A 14,824-nucleotide genomic window follows, 5' to 3' on the forward strand; every position below is an offset into this window, starting at 1 on the left:
TCCGGCCCCTTCGTCGTCTGCCGTGGGGAGGATCTGGCGGGCTGGAGGGATGAGCCATTGGGTGGACGTAGCTGCCTTTTTGACACCTGACTGCCTGCGTGCGGGCAGCTACGTGTCACAAGGGCAGTTACGTGGTGGACGTCCGGCCCACAGTTCGCGGGAATACCGGCGAGCTGGCCGGGGCTGGTACAAGGGTGAGCGTGGACGAGAACAGCACGCAGACCGGCGATCGGGGTCGCTCGGTCGGATTCCGGTCCGACCGGGGCAAGGTGCTGATGTCGCTGATGCTCACCACCGGTCTGATTGCGGTGGACGCCACGATTCTGGCCACTGCGGTGCCGTCTGTGGTGAAGGAACTGGGCGAGTTCGAACAGTTCCCGTGGCTGTTCTCGGTGTACCTGTTGGCGCAGGCGGTGTCGGTGCCGATCTACAGCAAGTTGGCCGACACCATCGGGCGTAAACCCATCATTCTGGTGGGCGTCGGCCTGTTTCTGCTGGGCTCGGTGCTCGCCGGGCTTGCCTGGAACATGACCTCACTGATCGTCTTTCGGGTCGTGCAGGGCCTCGGCGCGGGCGCGACCGCCCCGATGGCGATGACGATCGTGGGCGACATCTACACCGTCGCCGAGCGGGCCCTCGTGCAGGGCTACATCGCCAGCGTCTGGGCGGTGGCCTCGGTGGTCGGCCCTGCACTGGGCGGCATCTTCAGTCAGTTCACCTCGTGGCGCTGGATCTTTCTGGTCAACATTCCGCTGTGCCTGCTGGCCGGCTGGGCGCTCGCGCGGTTCTACCGCGAGAACGTCGAGCGGCGGCACCACACCATCGACTATCTGGGCGCCGGGCTGCTGACCGTGGGGCTGACGGCGGTGATTCTCGCTCTGCTCGAAGGCGGCAACGCCTGGTCGTGGCTCTCGTGGCAGAGCCTGACCAGCTTCGGTATCGGCATCGCCGCACTGGTCGCGTTCGTGCCTGCCGAGCGCCGCGCGGCCGAACCCGTGCTCGACCTGGCTGTGGTGCGCCGTCCCCTGATCATGACCACCACGGCCATCTCGCTCGGCGTGGGCGCCCTGCTGATCGGCGTGACCAGCTTCGTGCCCACCTATCTGGAGAACGCGCTGGGTGTGGTGCCGTTGATCTCGGGCGTCGCAGTCGCGGCGCTCACCCTGGGCTGGCCGTTGTCGGCCTCGATGGCGGGTCGGCTGTACCTGAGATTCGGGTATCGCACCACGGTGCTGACCGGCAGCGCGATCGCGGTGGTGGGCTGCGTCGCCCTCGCGGTGTCCGGACCCTACCCGAACCCGTGGACGGTGGGCGCCGTGTCGTTCGTCATCGGCTTCGGCCTGGGCTGGACGGCGGCCCCGTCGCTGATCGCCGCGCAGGCGTCGGTCGACTGGAGCGAGCGCGGCGTGGTGACCGGCATCAACGTGTTCGCCCGCTCGGCCGGCAGCGCCATCGGCGTGGCGGTGTTCGGTGCCATCGCCACCAACGTGATTGCCGCCGGCCGGGGTGAGCACGATTACGCCACCATCGTCACCGCCAGCACCTGGGTGTTCGCCGCCGTCGCGCTGACCGCCGCGTTGATGCTGCTCGCCGCCCTGCGACTGCCCCGTGGCGGCGTCGATTCGACGGCCTACGCGACGGCGACGCCGACGCGCTGAGCCGTACGCCGGGGCGTCCGCGTGTCCAGCACCCAACGGCCCCGACGCTCACCCATGATGGGCACATGAGCGGGCTGCTCGAAGTGATCGCGCTGCATGCGGCCGATGCCGAGCGCGCCGAAGCGGGTGGTGCCGACCGCATCGAGTTGTGCGGCACCCTCGAAGACGGTGGTATGTCGCCCGAACCGGCGCTGGTCGAAAAGGTGCGGGCCGCGACGTCGGTGCAACTGCGGGTGATGCTACGGCTGCGGGCCGGGTTCGGCACCGACGGCGGTGAGGCCGTGCGGCTGCGCGGACTGATCGCCAGCTACCTCGACGCGGGCGCCGACGGCATGGTGCTGGGCTTTCTCAACGGCCTGGGCGAGGTCGACCCGCAGGTGGTCACCGAACTCGTCGCCGACGGCGACTGGCCCTGGACGTTTCACCGCGCCATCGACTCCTGCCTCTACCCCGACCGGGGCTGGGCCGTGTTGCGGCGGCTGCCGCGGCTCGATCAGGTGCTCACCGCGGGCTCGGCGCGCGGGCTCGAACACGGGCTCGAAGACGTGCTGGCTCGGGCTCGCGCCGATGCGTGGCAGGCCGGGGTGATCATGGCCGGTGGGGGACTGCACCCCGACCACGTGCCCTGGTTGGCCCGAGCCGGCGTGCGGGCGTTTCACATCGGGGGCCCGGCTCGTCCGCTGGGGTCGTACAAGGCCTACGTCGACCCCGAACTGGTCGGGTCGTGGCGCCGGCTGATCGACACCGAGGTGCGGCACGCGGCAGGCGGCGACGAGCGCTGAGCGCTCGCCGATGGGGCGCCGGCGGACGCACGGGAATACCGCCCACGCCGGCAACCCGAACCGCAGTCGACTCCAGGTGCGCGCGCCGAGATCCCGACCTTCTTCGGGATGACGAAGCGGGCCCGGGATGACGTGGGACCAACTGCGGTCAGTCGGCGGGCTCCACGTGCACGAACGTCACGGTGCCCGGCAGTACGTGTTCGACTTCGCTCTCGACCCGGTCGGCCAGGTCGTGGCTGCGGCGCACGGTCCAGTCGCCCGGCACGGTGAGTGTGGCCTGCACGAACCGCTGCCGCCCCGATTCGCGGGTGCGCAGGTCGGTGAGGTGTACCCGCGGGTCGTCGGTGAGCGGCACCAGGGCCTGCTGGATCTGCGCCACCTCGTCGGGCGGCAGCGTGGCGTCGAGCAGGCCGACCACCGAGCGCCGCACCAGCCCGTAGCCGGTGAACACGATGTTCACGCCCACCGCGAACGCGATCACCGGGTCGAGCCAGTACAGATGGGTGATGCCCACCACCGCGATGCCGGCCAGCACCCCCACCGAGGTCCACACGTCGGTCATCAGATGCCTGCCGTCGGCCTCGAGGGTGATCGACCGGTAGCGTTTGCCGGCCCTGATCAGCAGTAGTCCGGTGACCAGGTTCAGCGCGGACGCGATCGTGGCCAGCACGATGCCCAGCCCGACGCTTTCGAGCGGCACCGGGTTGAGCAACCGCTGCGCCGCGCTCCAGATGATTGCCGCGGCGGCCACGATGATCAGCGTGCCCTCGACCGCTGCCGACAGGTATTCGGCCTTGCCGTGACCGAAATCGTGGTTGTGGTCGGCCGGCCGTGCCGACACCCGCAGGGCCCACAGGGCGATGCCCGCGGCCAGCAGGTTCACCGTCGATTCGAGTGCGTCCGACCACATGCCCACCGAGTTGGTGATCACTGCGGCGGCCGCCTTCAGCGTCACGGTGGCGAGCGCGGTGGCCAACGACAACCACAGAAAGCGTTCGAGCAGCCGGTGTTCGTCTGGGGGGTTCGTCATGGTGCCTCAGGAGTCGGGGAAACCGGGCCATTCTAGAGCGATCCGCCGGCCGAGTTCGCCCGCGTTCACCGTCGACTCCTCGACCACGCCGGCGTCCACGGGCCAGGCCGCGGGCTGCCCGGCCAAGGCCACCAGTTCGGCGAGATCGCCCGGCCAGACCGGTTCGGTGAGGGCGGCCAGTTGGTCGATCGAGTGCCAGTCCCACGCCGCGATGGTGAGCTTTTCCTCCTCGGTGAAGCCCGAGGTGTCGAGTTCGAACGGCGCGGGCACCTGCAGCACGTAGAACAATTCCGACTGGGCGAGCACCTGGTCGCTGTAGCCGTGAATCACCAGGCGGCGCAGCAGCGGCCCGCCGAGATCGAGCGGGTCGACGACCCGTCCGGTTTCTTCGGCCAATTCGCGGCAGGCGGCCTGCACCGGCTGCTCACCGGGGTCGATACCGCCGCCCGGCGTGACCCACCAGCGGGTGCCCGGGGCGCCCGGGTCGGTGTCTGACAGCAGCAGCACGCTGCTGCCGTCGGTGACGATCACCCGCACCGCAGCGCGCTGGCGCACGGGTCGTCGGTGCGGCTCGACGGCGACGAACGAGCGGGTGCGGAAGGGTTCGCTCATCAGCCGGGAATGTCGATTGTGGCGACCGGGTTGAGCAGCTCGTCCAGCACCCGGAACGTGACCGCTCCCTTGGGCAGGGCGAAGGCGACCTGCCCGGTGTTCGACTGGCCGGGCTTGAGCGTGCGCATGCTCAACTGGTTGCTCAGCGAGGCACCGATGGTCATCATGTGGCTGTCGCCGTTGGCGTCGGTGACCGCGGTGAAGAACGGCCCGGTGGTCACCGTTCCGGTGTCACCCATGAAGGTCAGGTTGACGATCAGGTACGACTCGCCCTCATCGGGGGCGATCACGCCGTTGTCGGCCCAGTCGACGCCGGTGACGGTGACCTTGCCGGTTCCGTTCGTGGTGCTGAACTCGACCTGCTGACCGATGCCGCCACCGGTGACGGGGCTGCTGGTGGTGGGCTGCGCCGAGGGTGAGCCGCGCACCACGGTGGGTTCAGGGCTGCCGGTGGGCGAGGCGGGCGCCGTGGTTGCGGGCGCGGTCGGGGCGAGGGTGGGTTCGGTGCTGGCTTGCGGACCCAGAAACTGCCAACCGAGCAGGCTGACGATCAAGGCCACGATGACGGCCCCGGCGATGATGTAGCCGCGGGTGCCGCCGGGCCGTCGAGCCGGCGGCCGGCCCTGGTTGCCCGGCACCGGTGGCGGATACCCGCCGGGGCCGTAGTGCTGCTGACCCTGCTGGCCGTCGTTCTGGTGCCCGTAGCCCGGCTGCCCCGACGGCGCATACCCCGGCTGGGACGGCGGCACGTAACCCTGGCCGGGTTGTGCGTGGCCGCCCTGGCCCGGTTGGCCGTACTGGCCCTGGCCAGGCCGGTCGTACGTGCCCGGCTGTGCGTACGGGGCCTGCCCGGGTGCGGTGTAACCGGAAGGACCGCCCGGTTGCTGCCGGTACGGGCCCGGTGTTTGGTGCGGAGCTGGCTGACCCTGGGCCGGTTGACCCTGACCGGGCTGGCCGTACGACTGTGATCCGTAGGGGGTCTGGCCCTGGCTGCCCGGGTCCGAGCCGCGCGACGACCACGACGGCGGGGGCTGATCGGCCGGCTGCTGGCCGGCGGACGTGTTGCCGGCTTGCCACCCCGACTGAATGCCGTCGCCCTGACCCGATCCGCCCTGCGGCCCGTCGAAGTCGGGCGAGCCGGGGGTGGGCCGGCCCAGTCCGGAAGAGGAGTTCATCTGCTATCTCGTTCAGTAGGGCCGCGACGGCGGTTCGTGGGCGCGAATGCCTGCGCCGACCAGCAGCAGCACGATCAGCGGAACCGCCCAGCTCAGCAACTGGGCCCAGCCGGACATCACCGCCCACGCAGCCTCGAGATCGAAGTCGTTGTTCACCAGAGTCAACAGTCCCACCGCGGCGATCAGCCCGATCGACCAGCCGAACACCCGCCGCACCTGCGCCACCCGGTACTGCACGCGTCCGGCCAGCAGGGCAGCGACGCCGAACATCACCACCGACAGCGGATTGAGCAACGCTCCGACGATCAGCGGAATCATCACCCCCGGCGTGGCTGCGCGCCACATCTGCCCCACGGTGACGGTCTGGTCGGGCGGCCGCCACTGGCCCTGGGTCGGCGGCGCGAACCAGTCGGGGGTGCCGCGCTGGGGGAAGACCGGCGGCTGCGTGGGGGGCGGAAAACTGAGCCGCGCGGGGGGAGCCGCGGTCGTGCTCGAGTCGGTTGCGGTCGGCGTGATCGCTCGCCTGGGTGCACCGGTGGGGGCCGGCCACGAGGCGGCGTCGCCGTTGGGGCCCTGGGCACCGGTGACCGGAGCCGAGGTGCGCAACGGTTGATCGGGCGTCCACCCCGGTTGGTCGAGGGTGCCGGTGGCCGAATGTGCCGAACCCCACGCAGAACCGGCGGTGGCCAGTGAGCTGGTCGTGGTGAACGCGGTGCGCGGATCGCGGGTGTCGAGTTGGGTGCGCGGCACCAGGGCGTGCAGCGGAATCGCATTGCCCTGCGGCGGCTGCCAGACGGGCTGCACCACCGGAGCGCCGGCGGCCGGGTTGGGCACCACAGGGGGTGTTTCGAGCGGGGCCACCGATGGCGTCTCGAAAGCGGCCGGACGCTGCGTGGGCGCGTACTCCGGGCCGTCCGTCCAGTTCGCCATGGGCTCATGATAGTCACCGGGGCTCCACCGCTCCCGATGCGTGTGCCTGGTCGCGAGCGGTTCGATACGCTTGCAGTCGCGGTGTGAGCACGTCGGCACTTTCGGCGCGTCCGCAAGCAGTTTCGAACAGGAGAAGGTCATGCCAACAGGCAGGGTGCGGTACTACGACGCGGAGAAGGGCTTCGGTTTTCTCTCCAAGGACGAGGGTGGCGACGACGTGTTCGTGCGCTCATCGGCGTTGCCCGACGGTGTGACCACGCTCAAGCGCGGCCAGAAGGTCGAGTTCGGAGTGGTCGACGGCAAGCGCGGCGAGCAGGCGCTCAGCCTGCATCTGCTCGAGGCGCCGCCGTCGCTGTCGAAGGCGTCGCGCAAGTCGCCCGACGCGATGGCCGTGATCGTCGAAGACCTGATCAAGATGCTCGACGGCGTCGGCAACGGCTACAAGCGTGGACGACACCCCGACCCCAAGTTGGCCGGCAAGGTGGCGGCGGTACTGCGCGCCGTGGCCGACGAACTGGAGCTCTGAGCGATGCCGGTGGCCAAGGTTCTCGATCGCGCCTGCGCCGAGGCCGTCGACCTGGCCCGCGAAGCGGCCGAGGGGCGCGCCGGTGTGATGGGCGTGGGTGAGCACCTGGGCGTGGTCGCCGACGACGTGCGGGTGGCCACGCACTTGTTCGCGTGCACCCACCCCGGCTACCCGGGCTGGACCTGGCAGGTGACGGTCGCGCGCGCGTCGCGCGCCAAGGCCGTCACGGTCAGCGAAGTCACCATGCTGCCCGGCGTCGGGTCATTGCTCGCTCCGCGTTGGGTGCCCTGGACCGAGCGGGTCGGCGCCGGCGACCTCACGCCCGGCGTGCTGATGCCCACGCCCGACAACGACCCGCGCATAGAACCAGGTTTCACCGCCGCGAACCTGCCCCCCGACGCCGAGCCGGCCGAGTGGTCGGCCACCCGCGCCGTGGTGGCCGAACTGGGACTGGGCCGCGAACGGGTGCTGTCGCCGTTCGGACGCGACGAGGCCGCCGAGCGGTGGCTGCACGGTCTCGGCGGGCCCGACAACCCGATGACCAGCCAGGCGCCCGCCCTGTGTGAGACGTGCGCGTACTTCATCGCGTTGACCGGGCCGATCGGCCGGTCGTTCGGCGTGTGCGCCAACGAGTACACCCCCAGTGACGGTCGGGTGGTCAGCCGTGAGCATGGCTGCGGCGCGCATTCCGACGTCACCGAGCCGAGTCGCGGCGAGCAGCCGTCCACGCCGGTGTGGGACACGGTGACGGTCGACTTCGGTCTGTTCTGACCCATCGATCGCCTGCACCGTCCCCGAACCGAAGAAACCGTCCCCTGGGCCGGACGGTCGTCGGCTCGCCGTTCTGGGTGGTCCATGGGCCGCAGACTCACACGCACACGTGGCGACCCGTTACTGTGTGCACGACCACGACGCGTCACGAGGAGACCACATGCCTGAAACCGCCCGACTCGAACTTGATGGCAAGGTCTATGAGTTGCCGACCTTCGTGGGCAGCGAGGGGGAGCGGGCGATCGACATCGCCAAGCTGCGCGACATCACCGGCTACATCACTTTGGACGACGGCTACGGCAACACGGGTTCGTGCCGCTCAGCGATCACCTACATTGACGGCGACGCGGGCATACTTCGCTACCGCGGCATTCCGATCGAAGACATCGCGGGGCGGTCGTCGTTCGTCGAAACCGCCTGGTTGGTGATCTTCGGCGAATTGCCGAACGTCGAGCAGCGCGACCACTTCGCGGGTCTGCTTTCTGAGTCGGCGATGATCGATGAGGTCATGCGCAAGCACTTCAACGCGTTTCCCCAGACCGCGCCCCCGATGGCGATCCTCTCGGCGATGATCAACACCCTGAGCGCCCACGACGCGGGGGTCACCGATATTCGCGACGACGCCGACATGGAGCGGGCCGCGGCGGTGCTCATCTCGAAGGTGCGCACGATCGCGGCCGCCGCCTACAAGGCGTCCATCGGTGAGCCGCTGGTCTACCCGCGCTACGACCTGAAGTACGCCGAGAACTTTCTGCACATGATGTTCTCGGTGCCCTACCGCCAGTACGAAGCCACGCCCGAGGTGGCGGCGGCGCTCAACCTGTTCTTGATGCTGCACGCCGACCACGAGCAGAACTGCTCCACCTCGACGGTGCGCATGGTGGGGTCGTCCAAGGCCAACCTGTTCGCCAGTTGCGCGGCCGGCGTCTGCGCGCTGTGGGGGCCGCTCCACGGGGGCGCCAACGTGGCGGCGGTGCAGATGCTGCAGCAGATCCACGATTCGGGCATGCCGGTGGACGAGTTCGTGCGCAAGGTCAAGAACAAGGACGACGGCGTGAAGCTGATGGGCTTCGGGCACCGCGTCTACAAGAACTTCGACCCGCGCAGCAGAATCTTGAAGAAGGCCGTGGACGACGTGCTCGCCCAGTTGGAGAAGACCGACCCGTTGCTCGACATCGCCCGCGAACTCGAGACGGCCGCGCTCGAGGACGACTACTTCGTCGACCGCAAGCTCTACCCCAACGTCGACTTCTACTCGGGCATTCTGCTGCGCGCGATCGGCATTCCGCTGGAGATGTTCACCGTGATGTTCGCGATCGGTCGCATGCCGGGCTGGATCGCCAACTGGAAAGAGATCAACGAAGACCCCAAGGGCCGCATCTACCGCCCACGGCAGGTGTACGTCGGCCCCACGGACGTGAAGTGGCGGCCCCGCGACGAGCGCTGAGCCGACGAGAAGGTCGTTTCGGCGAGGGCTTCGTCATTGCGGGCTTGCCCCGAAATCTCTACCGTGGGACGCCTGAACCGGTGTCGAGATCCGGGCGTTCACCGGGATGACGAGGATCGGGTCCCGACAGGTTCGACCAGCGAACTACGCGCGCAGCCGGCGCCACCGTCGAATCAGCAGCACGACCAGCGCCAGCACGCCGATGCCGGTGCCGACCAGCGTCGTCGAGAGCCACCATCCCTTGCCGATGGCTTCGAGAGCGGCCAGCTGCCACCAACAGATCAGCATGCTGATGGCGAACACGACGGTGCCCAGCCCGACGATCTGAACCCCGTGCGGGTCGAGCGCCTTCACCGGCGCCTGCAACGTCGGCAGGTGGACCTCGTGGTCATCTTGGCTCACGGACATCACTCTAGGCGGACGGGGCGTCGCAATAGCCTGAGGCCATGGTCAACTCGTCCCCGAAGGCGGCTCGTCCGACCGCCCCGGCGCCGTCCGGAATGGACTCCTATTTCGAAATCACCAAGCGTGGCTCGACGCTCGGTCGTGAGGTGCGAGGTGGCCTGGTCACGTTCTTCACGATGGCCTACATCATCGTGCTCAACCCGCTGATCATCGGCACCACACCCGACAAGGCCGGCAACCTGATCACCGGCGTCGCGTTCGCCACTGCGACCGACGCCGACAAGGGCGCCTCCATCGCCGCCGTCGCGGTGGCCACTGCGCTGATCGCCGGCCTGACGACCATTCTGATGGGCGCCTACGCCCGCTTTCCGATCGCGCTGGCCACCGGCCTCGGTCTGAATGCCGTGGTGGCGTACACCATCGCGCCGCAGATGACCTGGCCGCAGGCCATGGGCCTGGTGGTCTGGGAGGGCGTGCTGATCACCATTCTGGTGATCACCGGCTTCCGCCGCGCGATCTTCAACGCCGTACCGCGCACGCTGCGCTCGGCGATCTCGGTGGGCATCGGGCTGTTCATCGCCTTCATCGGCCTCGTGGACGCCGGCGTGGTGCGCACCGGCAACCCCATCGTGCAGTTGGGCATCTTCGGTTCGCTGCAGGGCTGGCCGATTCTGCTGTTCGTCGTGGTGCTGCTGCTGCTCGTCACGCTGTTCGTGCGTAAGGTCAAGGGTGCGATCCTGCTCGCCATTCTGTCGGGCACAGTGCTCGCGGTGATCATCGAGTCGGTGCTGCACCTGGGCGGCAAGACCGACGACAACCCCACCGGCTGGATGCTCAACGTGCCCACGCTCGGTGAGTTCAGCGCGCCGAACTTCACCCTGCTCGGTCGGGTTGATCTGTTCGGCGCCTTCGCGGGCGGCCCCGCGGTGGTGCTGGGTTTGCTGTTGCTCGTGTTCTCGCTGCTGCTCAGCGACTTCTTCGACACGATGGGCACCATCGTCGCGGTCGGTGCCGAGGGTGACCTGCTGGCCGACGACGGCAACCCGCCGCGCACGCAAGAGATTCTGCTCGTCGACTCCATCGCCGCCATCGCCGGTGGCGTGGGCTCGGTGTCGTCCAACACTAGCTACATCGAGTCGGCCGCAGGTGTCGGTGAGGGCGCTCGGACGGGTATCGCGTCGCTGGTCACCGGCGCCGGGTTCCTGCTCAGCATCTTCCTCGCCCCGCTGGTCGACATGGTGCCGTCGGAGGCAGCAGCCCCGGCACTGGTGTTCGTGGGCTTTCTGATGATGTCGCAGGTCGTGCACGTCGACTGGGAAGACCCCGAGCAGGGCATTCCGGCCTTCTTCACCATGGCCCTGATGCCGTTCACCTATTCGATCACCGCCGGCATCGGCGCGGGCTTCATCAGCTACGCCCTGATCAAGCTGGTGCTGGGCAAGGCCCGCGACGTGCACTGGCTGATCTACCTGGTGGCGGGACTGTTCGTGGTCTACTTCGCCCAAGGCGCGATTCTGGAGTTTCTCGGCTGAGCAACCGCTGATCAACGCACGGGCCGTTGGTTCAGCTGTCGAAACCCCTGGCCGCGACTGGTCTCGACGAGTTCGACCAGCAACTGCCGCCGTCAGGCGCGGTAGATCACGACCAGATCGGGCGCCGGACGTGCCTTCTGGGGTGCCATTTGCCCGTAGTGGTGAAACTGCGCCAGCCACGCCGCATAGGGCTCGGCGATCGCGCGGTTCTCGGCCGACAAATGGTTGAGCACGTTGCGCCACGCCGACGCGGCCTGCAGCGCCTGGTCGTGCTGAATGCAGCCGGTCGACAGGCCCCGGTAGGTCTGCAGCGGTAGCCGCAGTTCGTTGTTCACCAGCCTGGTCAGGCCGAACTGTGGGTGCAGCCCGGCACGAGCGAGGTCGAACTCGAGATCGTTGAACCGGTTGACGTCGAGGTCGAGGCGGTGTCGCCCCCACGCCTGCGCGTCGATGTACGCCTCGAGCAGCCGCCACGCCGCCGGCTGCCGCTCGGGGCGAATGAAGCGTGCGGCCAGCAGGTCGGCGACGTCGGCCTCGACGGGTGTGTCGGGGCTCACGACGGGCGCTCCGGCAGGTCGACGGAACATCGGGCCGAGCTTGCCCAGCAGTCCGGGCGCCGGCGGTGTGGTCTTCGGCGGGTAGGCGGTCTCCGCGACCCGGCGCAACTCCGCGGCGAGCTCGGGTGAGGCGCGAAAGACGTCGCGCACCTCGTCGATGCCGATGGCGTAGAGCCGCAACTCGCCCATGTGCACAACGTACCCCGGCGATCGAACCGCCACATAGATTGGCCTGGTGAACCCTCGAACGCGCCGCTTCATCGTCACCGGGGTGCTGGTGGTGCTGGTGCTGATCGCGCTGGTGGGCGCCTTGGTGCACTGACTCGGCATTGCTCCCTGGCGAGTCCGCCGATTGGGCTGGAGCCACACCGCTAGGCTGTGCGTCGCGTCGCCATAAGGAGTTCAATGTCTGGGCAGAACCTTGTCGGCCGCGCCGCGGTGGCTGCCGCAGCGCTGCTCGTACTGCTGATCGGCCTCGTGCTGCCCATCACTGGTTCGTCGGCGCAGCCAAGGCCGCAGGCGACCACCGCAACGCCCAGCCCGTCCAGCAGCGTGCAGACGGGCAGCGCCAAGGCAAGCCCGTCGGCCACCGAGTCAGACACCGATGTCGACCCGGCCGACGAGCCCGGCGACGACGGCACAGACATCACTCCCGACCAGACCGGCACCTGGCTGGCGGTCGGGGGCGCGGCGGCGCTGGCGCTACTGGCCGGCCTCGTCGTCGTGCTGCGCAAGCGCTGAGCGGGCCCGAGCGGCGTCGTTGAGCACGATCGGAACGGCGAGAAACCGGGGCAACGACGCGCGCAGCACCGTCACGTTGGGGTCGGGCACGGGCAGCGCACGTCGCGGGTAGCGGGCCGCCAGTTGGGCAAGTTGCGCCAGGCCGGCGGAGTTCAGCACATCGTGCACCGCCCGTCCGTCACCGCCGAGCATCAACCCGTCCAGCTCGCCGACGCGCGGCAGCAGCACCGACCGGGCCGCGTCGGCCGCCTTCGCATGGGCCCGCTCCGCCTGGTTCTCGCGCCGCCGGGCGTAGCGTTGCTGCGACCAGCCCCCGGCCTTCGTACGGCCCTGGACGTAGTGCCGCCCGACCGCATGCGCGACCAGTTCGGGCCCCTCGAAGACTCCGGCCGCGTGCGCACCCTTGCGGATCAGCAACGCCCCCAGTCGACGCGGCTGCGTCACCTGCGCCAGCAGCTCGCGCTGCGCATCGTGGCCGGGCAGCGGGCCCCAGATCAGCTCGATGTCGGCCTCGGCGTCGTCGGGGGAAACGAGCGTGAGGTGGGTGTCGGTGAGTACCGTTCGCGCGGTTCCGTGGCGCTCGTCGAAACCGGTGAGCCAGCCGGCCAGGCGCTCTGGAGCGATCAGCACGCGGTGCGGCTCGGCCATGCTCGCAGCCTACGGGGCCGGCGCCGATCAGCCGGTGACTCGCGCTGGGCAATCATGATCTGCCTGGTCTGCGCCGCGCGGGCGGGCCCACCGGCGGCGAGGGGTCACGCTCACCGGACTCAGCGGGCACCCATTGTGCCGACCGAGTGGGCAGGCGCACCCGGCGTGGTAGGTATGGCCTAGTCTGGCAAGCAGACTTCAGGAGGGTTCCGGTGAGCGATCTCATTGATACGACGGAGATGTACCTCCGCACCATCTACGAGCTCGGCGAAGAGGGCGTGCCGCCGCTGCGAGCCCGCATCGCCGAACGGCTCAAGCAGAGTGGTCCCACGGTGTCGCAGACCGTCGCTCGCATGGAGCGTGATGGATTGCTCACCGTCGACGCCGACCGGCAGCTTCGGCTCAGTGCTGCGGGCCTCAAGCTGGCCACACGGGTGATGCGCCGGCACCGGCTCGCCGAACGTCTACTGATCGACGTGATCGGGCTCGACTGGGTGCACGCACACGAAGAGGCCTGCCGGTGGGAGCACGTGATCTCGACCGACGTGGAGCGTCGGCTGGTGCATCTGTTGCACGAGCCCGTCGAATCGCCTTACGGCAACCCGATTCCGGCGCTGGCCGAACTCGGCGCACTGCCGGCGCCCGAGGCCTTCCTCGACGGCGCGATCCCGCTGTCCGAGGTGCTGGCTCAACATTCCGCCGCCCGGGTGACCGTGCGACGGCTCAGCGAGTACCTGCAAACCGATCGGCAGTTGCTGTCGATGTTCGACGCCACCGGTGTAGTGCCCGGCGCCACGCTCAGGGCGAGTCGCGACGGTCACACGCTCGTTCTGCGAGCCGACGAGGGCGCTGAGGGACGGTTCGAGGCGCAGGTGGCGGAGCACCTGTTCGTGGCCAGCGATGCCAGTGCCGCTTGAGCGCACGCCGCTCGCGCAGGTGCCGCTTGATCCGGCACCGCTGCTGAAGGGCCACTGGTACGACGCCCTGGCGGCGATCCTCGACACCGAGCTGCGCGCCGGACACGTCACGTCCGCTCGGCAGCAGGCCTTTCGGCTGGCGGTGGCGGCCAAGCGCGTGCTCGACCTTGACGCCGAGGACTACTGGCCGATCAGCCGCGAGTTTCCGCAGCGGCGCTGGGCCGAAGAGTTGGGCGCCGCCTGCTTTCCGCTCGAACCGCGCTCCCCTCAGCGGGGTGCCCTGGCTTCGCTGGTGCCGCTGTACCGGCTGATGCTCGAGGTGCTCGACCTGCGGGCGCTGCGCCACGAGCCGCTGCAGGTCGTGGTCACGGCCCACCTGATCGGCGAGTACCTGCCCCAGTTGGCTTGGGAATCGACGCTCGGTCACGCCGGTGATCCACTGCGAATGGACGAGTACGTGGGCGAGCGGTGGGGCACCGATGACCGCAGTTGCCCGCACAACTCGGCGCTGCGCACCACCGCCAAGCGGTCGCTCAACGCCGCCAACGGCGACCAGGCCGGCTTCACCGCCTACCTCGACCGGTTTCACTCTCGGTTGGGTTCAGCGCTGGCCATGTGCGCGATGAACCACGAAACGATCGCAGCCGGGGAACGTCCGGACGTGGCGGGTACCTGCGCGGCGCCCTGTCGGTGGGCGGTGCGGGGAGAGCTCGCCGATCGTCGCGACCTGGACGCCCGGGTGCGATTGGCCTTGCTGTACCGCGATTCGCCGGTGGTTGCGCTGCGCCATCACGCACCGGTCGGGCACTTCTTCGGAGTGCCGTCGACCTCCGAGATCTCGGAGGCTTGGTTGCGCACCTGGACGCGGGTGTCGGCCCCCTGGCCGGACGGTTCGAACCCGCTCGCGGCCGGCGGTGGCGGCGCGCCTGAGCCTGGGGAGGCACTGCCGGGCATGTCGGCTCTGGTCAGCGCGGTCGCTGGACGCACGGTCGGCCCGGGCACGCTGATTCGCGACATCGGCGACGACATCGCTCAGGCGTTGGCGGAATAGCACCGATGGCGTGGGCGTTTCAACGGTGAACCAGAGAGGAAC

At 69.2% G+C, this 14,824-nt stretch carries 16 protein-coding genes; 9 read left to right on the top strand and 7 right to left on the bottom strand.

Annotation, left to right across the window (positions count from 1 at the left end; translation table 11 throughout):
• Positions 1-200 precede the first annotated feature (200 nt).
• On the top strand, positions 201-1,658 hold the full coding sequence (locus MPLG2_RS17435; protein ID WP_197710010.1) for an MFS transporter: 1,458 nt from the start codon (positions 201-203) through the stop codon (positions 1,656-1,658).
• 65 nt (positions 1,659-1,723) lie between these two features.
• Entirely contained in the window at positions 1,724-2,440 is a 717-nt protein-coding gene (locus MPLG2_RS17440) for a copper homeostasis protein CutC (protein ID WP_105187247.1), read from the top strand.
• A 148-nt stretch (positions 2,441-2,588) separates the two neighbouring features.
• On the opposite strand, the gene MPLG2_RS17445 is transcribed toward MPLG2_RS17440, so the two are convergent.
• From MPLG2_RS17445 to MPLG2_RS17460, 4 genes are read right to left on the bottom strand one after another with little or no spacing between them, the layout of a single operon-like run.
• Complete coding sequence (locus MPLG2_RS17445) at positions 2,589-3,470, bottom strand: cation diffusion facilitator family transporter (protein ID WP_105187248.1); 882 nt, start codon at positions 3,468-3,470, stop codon at positions 2,589-2,591.
• A gap of 6 nt (positions 3,471-3,476) precedes the next feature.
• Entirely contained in the window at positions 3,477-4,082 is a 606-nt protein-coding gene (locus MPLG2_RS17450) for an NUDIX hydrolase (protein ID WP_105187249.1), read from the bottom strand.
• Positions 4,082-5,257 (bottom strand): DUF4352 domain-containing protein, encoded by a 1,176-nt coding sequence (locus MPLG2_RS17455; protein ID WP_105187250.1) that lies wholly within the window; start codon positions 5,255-5,257, stop codon positions 4,082-4,084. Before MPLG2_RS17455 ends, MPLG2_RS17450 begins: the two co-directional genes overlap by 1 nt.
• A gap of 12 nt (positions 5,258-5,269) precedes the next feature.
• Entirely contained in the window at positions 5,270-6,187 is a 918-nt protein-coding gene (locus tag MPLG2_RS17460) for a hypothetical protein (protein ID WP_158681315.1), read from the bottom strand.
• A gap of 139 nt (positions 6,188-6,326) precedes the next feature.
• Between MPLG2_RS17460 and MPLG2_RS17465 the strand changes: the two genes are divergently transcribed.
• From MPLG2_RS17465 to MPLG2_RS17475, 3 genes are all read left to right on the top strand, one after another.
• Entirely contained in the window at positions 6,327-6,713 is a 387-nt protein-coding gene (locus tag MPLG2_RS17465) for a cold-shock protein (protein ID WP_105187747.1), read from the top strand.
• Positions 6,714-6,716: 3 nt separating this feature from the next.
• Positions 6,717-7,484, top strand: a complete 768-nt coding sequence (locus MPLG2_RS17470) for a DUF3027 domain-containing protein (protein WP_105187252.1) — start codon at positions 6,717-6,719, stop codon at positions 7,482-7,484.
• A gap of 160 nt (positions 7,485-7,644) precedes the next feature.
• Positions 7,645-8,931 (top strand): citrate synthase, encoded by a 1,287-nt coding sequence (locus tag MPLG2_RS17475; RefSeq protein ID WP_105187253.1) that lies wholly within the window; start codon positions 7,645-7,647, stop codon positions 8,929-8,931.
• A gap of 144 nt (positions 8,932-9,075) precedes the next feature.
• Here the strand turns inward: MPLG2_RS17475 and MPLG2_RS17480 are convergent, their stop codons facing one another.
• Positions 9,076-9,333 carry a DUF2530 domain-containing protein gene (locus tag MPLG2_RS17480; RefSeq protein WP_158681316.1) on the bottom strand — a complete coding sequence of 86 codons (258 nt, stop codon included), beginning with the start codon at positions 9,331-9,333 and terminating at the stop codon, positions 9,076-9,078.
• A 44-nt stretch (positions 9,334-9,377) separates the two neighbouring features.
• Between MPLG2_RS17480 and MPLG2_RS17485 the strand changes: the two genes are divergently transcribed.
• Complete coding sequence (locus MPLG2_RS17485) at positions 9,378-10,868, top strand: NCS2 family permease (RefSeq protein WP_105187255.1); 1,491 nt, start codon at positions 9,378-9,380, stop codon at positions 10,866-10,868.
• Positions 10,869-10,960: 92 nt separating this feature from the next.
• On the opposite strand, the gene MPLG2_RS17490 is transcribed toward MPLG2_RS17485, so the two are convergent.
• Positions 10,961-11,614, bottom strand: coding sequence for a DUF7691 family protein (locus tag MPLG2_RS17490; protein ID WP_105187256.1), 654 nt, complete (start codon positions 11,612-11,614; stop codon positions 10,961-10,963).
• Positions 11,615-11,830: 216 nt separating this feature from the next.
• On the opposite strand from MPLG2_RS17490, the gene MPLG2_RS17495 reads away from it, so the two are divergent.
• The gene (locus tag MPLG2_RS17495) at positions 11,831-12,166 is read left to right on the top strand and encodes an LPXTG cell wall anchor domain-containing protein (RefSeq protein WP_158681317.1); all 336 of its coding nucleotides are present in this window, start codon (positions 11,831-11,833) and stop codon (positions 12,164-12,166) included.
• Here the strand turns inward: MPLG2_RS17495 and MPLG2_RS17500 are convergent.
• Positions 12,128-12,814, bottom strand: coding sequence for an acVLRF1 family peptidyl-tRNA hydrolase (locus tag MPLG2_RS17500; RefSeq protein ID WP_105187258.1), 687 nt, complete (start codon positions 12,812-12,814; stop codon positions 12,128-12,130). The genes MPLG2_RS17495 and MPLG2_RS17500 overlap by 39 nt on opposite strands.
• A 212-nt stretch (positions 12,815-13,026) precedes the next feature.
• Here MPLG2_RS17500 and MPLG2_RS17505 point away from each other — a divergent pair, with 212 nt between their 5' ends.
• Both MPLG2_RS17505 and MPLG2_RS17510 read left to right on the top strand, forming a co-directional pair.
• Complete coding sequence (locus tag MPLG2_RS17505; protein ID WP_105187259.1) at positions 13,027-13,731, top strand: metal-dependent transcriptional regulator; 705 nt, start codon at positions 13,027-13,029, stop codon at positions 13,729-13,731.
• On the top strand, positions 13,715-14,782 hold the full coding sequence (locus MPLG2_RS17510) for a hypothetical protein (RefSeq protein WP_105187260.1): 1,068 nt from the start codon (positions 13,715-13,717) through the stop codon (positions 14,780-14,782). The genes MPLG2_RS17505 and MPLG2_RS17510 overlap by 17 nt, the downstream gene beginning before the upstream one ends.
• Positions 14,783-14,824: the final 42 nt, after the last annotated feature.

Source organism: Micropruina glycogenica, from assembly GCF_900289045.1.
In the GTDB taxonomy this organism is placed as follows: domain Bacteria; phylum Actinomycetota; class Actinomycetes; order Propionibacteriales; family Propionibacteriaceae; genus Micropruina; species Micropruina glycogenica.

Excerpts from the sequence above, each read along its gene's own strand:
- MPLG2_RS17440 (WP_105187247.1), top strand. The coding sequence starts at position 1,724 with ATGAGCGGGCTGCTCGAAGTGATCGCGCTGCATGCGGCCGATGCCGAG.
- MPLG2_RS17460 (WP_158681315.1), bottom strand. The coding sequence starts at position 6,187 with ATGGCGAACTGGACGGACGGCCCGGAGTACGCGCCCACGCAGCGTCCG.
- MPLG2_RS17500 (WP_105187258.1), bottom strand. The coding sequence starts at position 12,814 with ATGGCCGAGCCGCACCGCGTGCTGATCGCTCCAGAGCGCCTGGCCGGC.
- MPLG2_RS17445 (WP_105187248.1), bottom strand. The coding sequence starts at position 3,470 with ATGACGAACCCCCCAGACGAACACCGGCTGCTCGAACGCTTTCTGTGG.
- MPLG2_RS17450 (WP_105187249.1), bottom strand. The coding sequence starts at position 4,082 with ATGAGCGAACCCTTCCGCACCCGCTCGTTCGTCGCCGTCGAGCCGCAC.
- MPLG2_RS17475 (WP_105187253.1), top strand. The coding sequence starts at position 7,645 with ATGCCTGAAACCGCCCGACTCGAACTTGATGGCAAGGTCTATGAGTTG.
- MPLG2_RS17495 (WP_158681317.1), top strand. The coding sequence starts at position 11,831 with ATGTCTGGGCAGAACCTTGTCGGCCGCGCCGCGGTGGCTGCCGCAGCG.
- MPLG2_RS17485 (WP_105187255.1), top strand. The coding sequence starts at position 9,378 with ATGGTCAACTCGTCCCCGAAGGCGGCTCGTCCGACCGCCCCGGCGCCG.
- MPLG2_RS17455 (WP_105187250.1), bottom strand. The coding sequence starts at position 5,257 with ATGAACTCCTCTTCCGGACTGGGCCGGCCCACCCCCGGCTCGCCCGAC.
- MPLG2_RS17470 (WP_105187252.1), top strand. The coding sequence starts at position 6,717 with ATGCCGGTGGCCAAGGTTCTCGATCGCGCCTGCGCCGAGGCCGTCGAC.
- MPLG2_RS17465 (WP_105187747.1), top strand. The coding sequence starts at position 6,327 with ATGCCAACAGGCAGGGTGCGGTACTACGACGCGGAGAAGGGCTTCGGT.
- MPLG2_RS17490 (WP_105187256.1), bottom strand. The coding sequence starts at position 11,614 with ATGGGCGAGTTGCGGCTCTACGCCATCGGCATCGACGAGGTGCGCGAC.
- MPLG2_RS17510 (WP_105187260.1), top strand. The coding sequence starts at position 13,715 with ATGCCAGTGCCGCTTGAGCGCACGCCGCTCGCGCAGGTGCCGCTTGAT.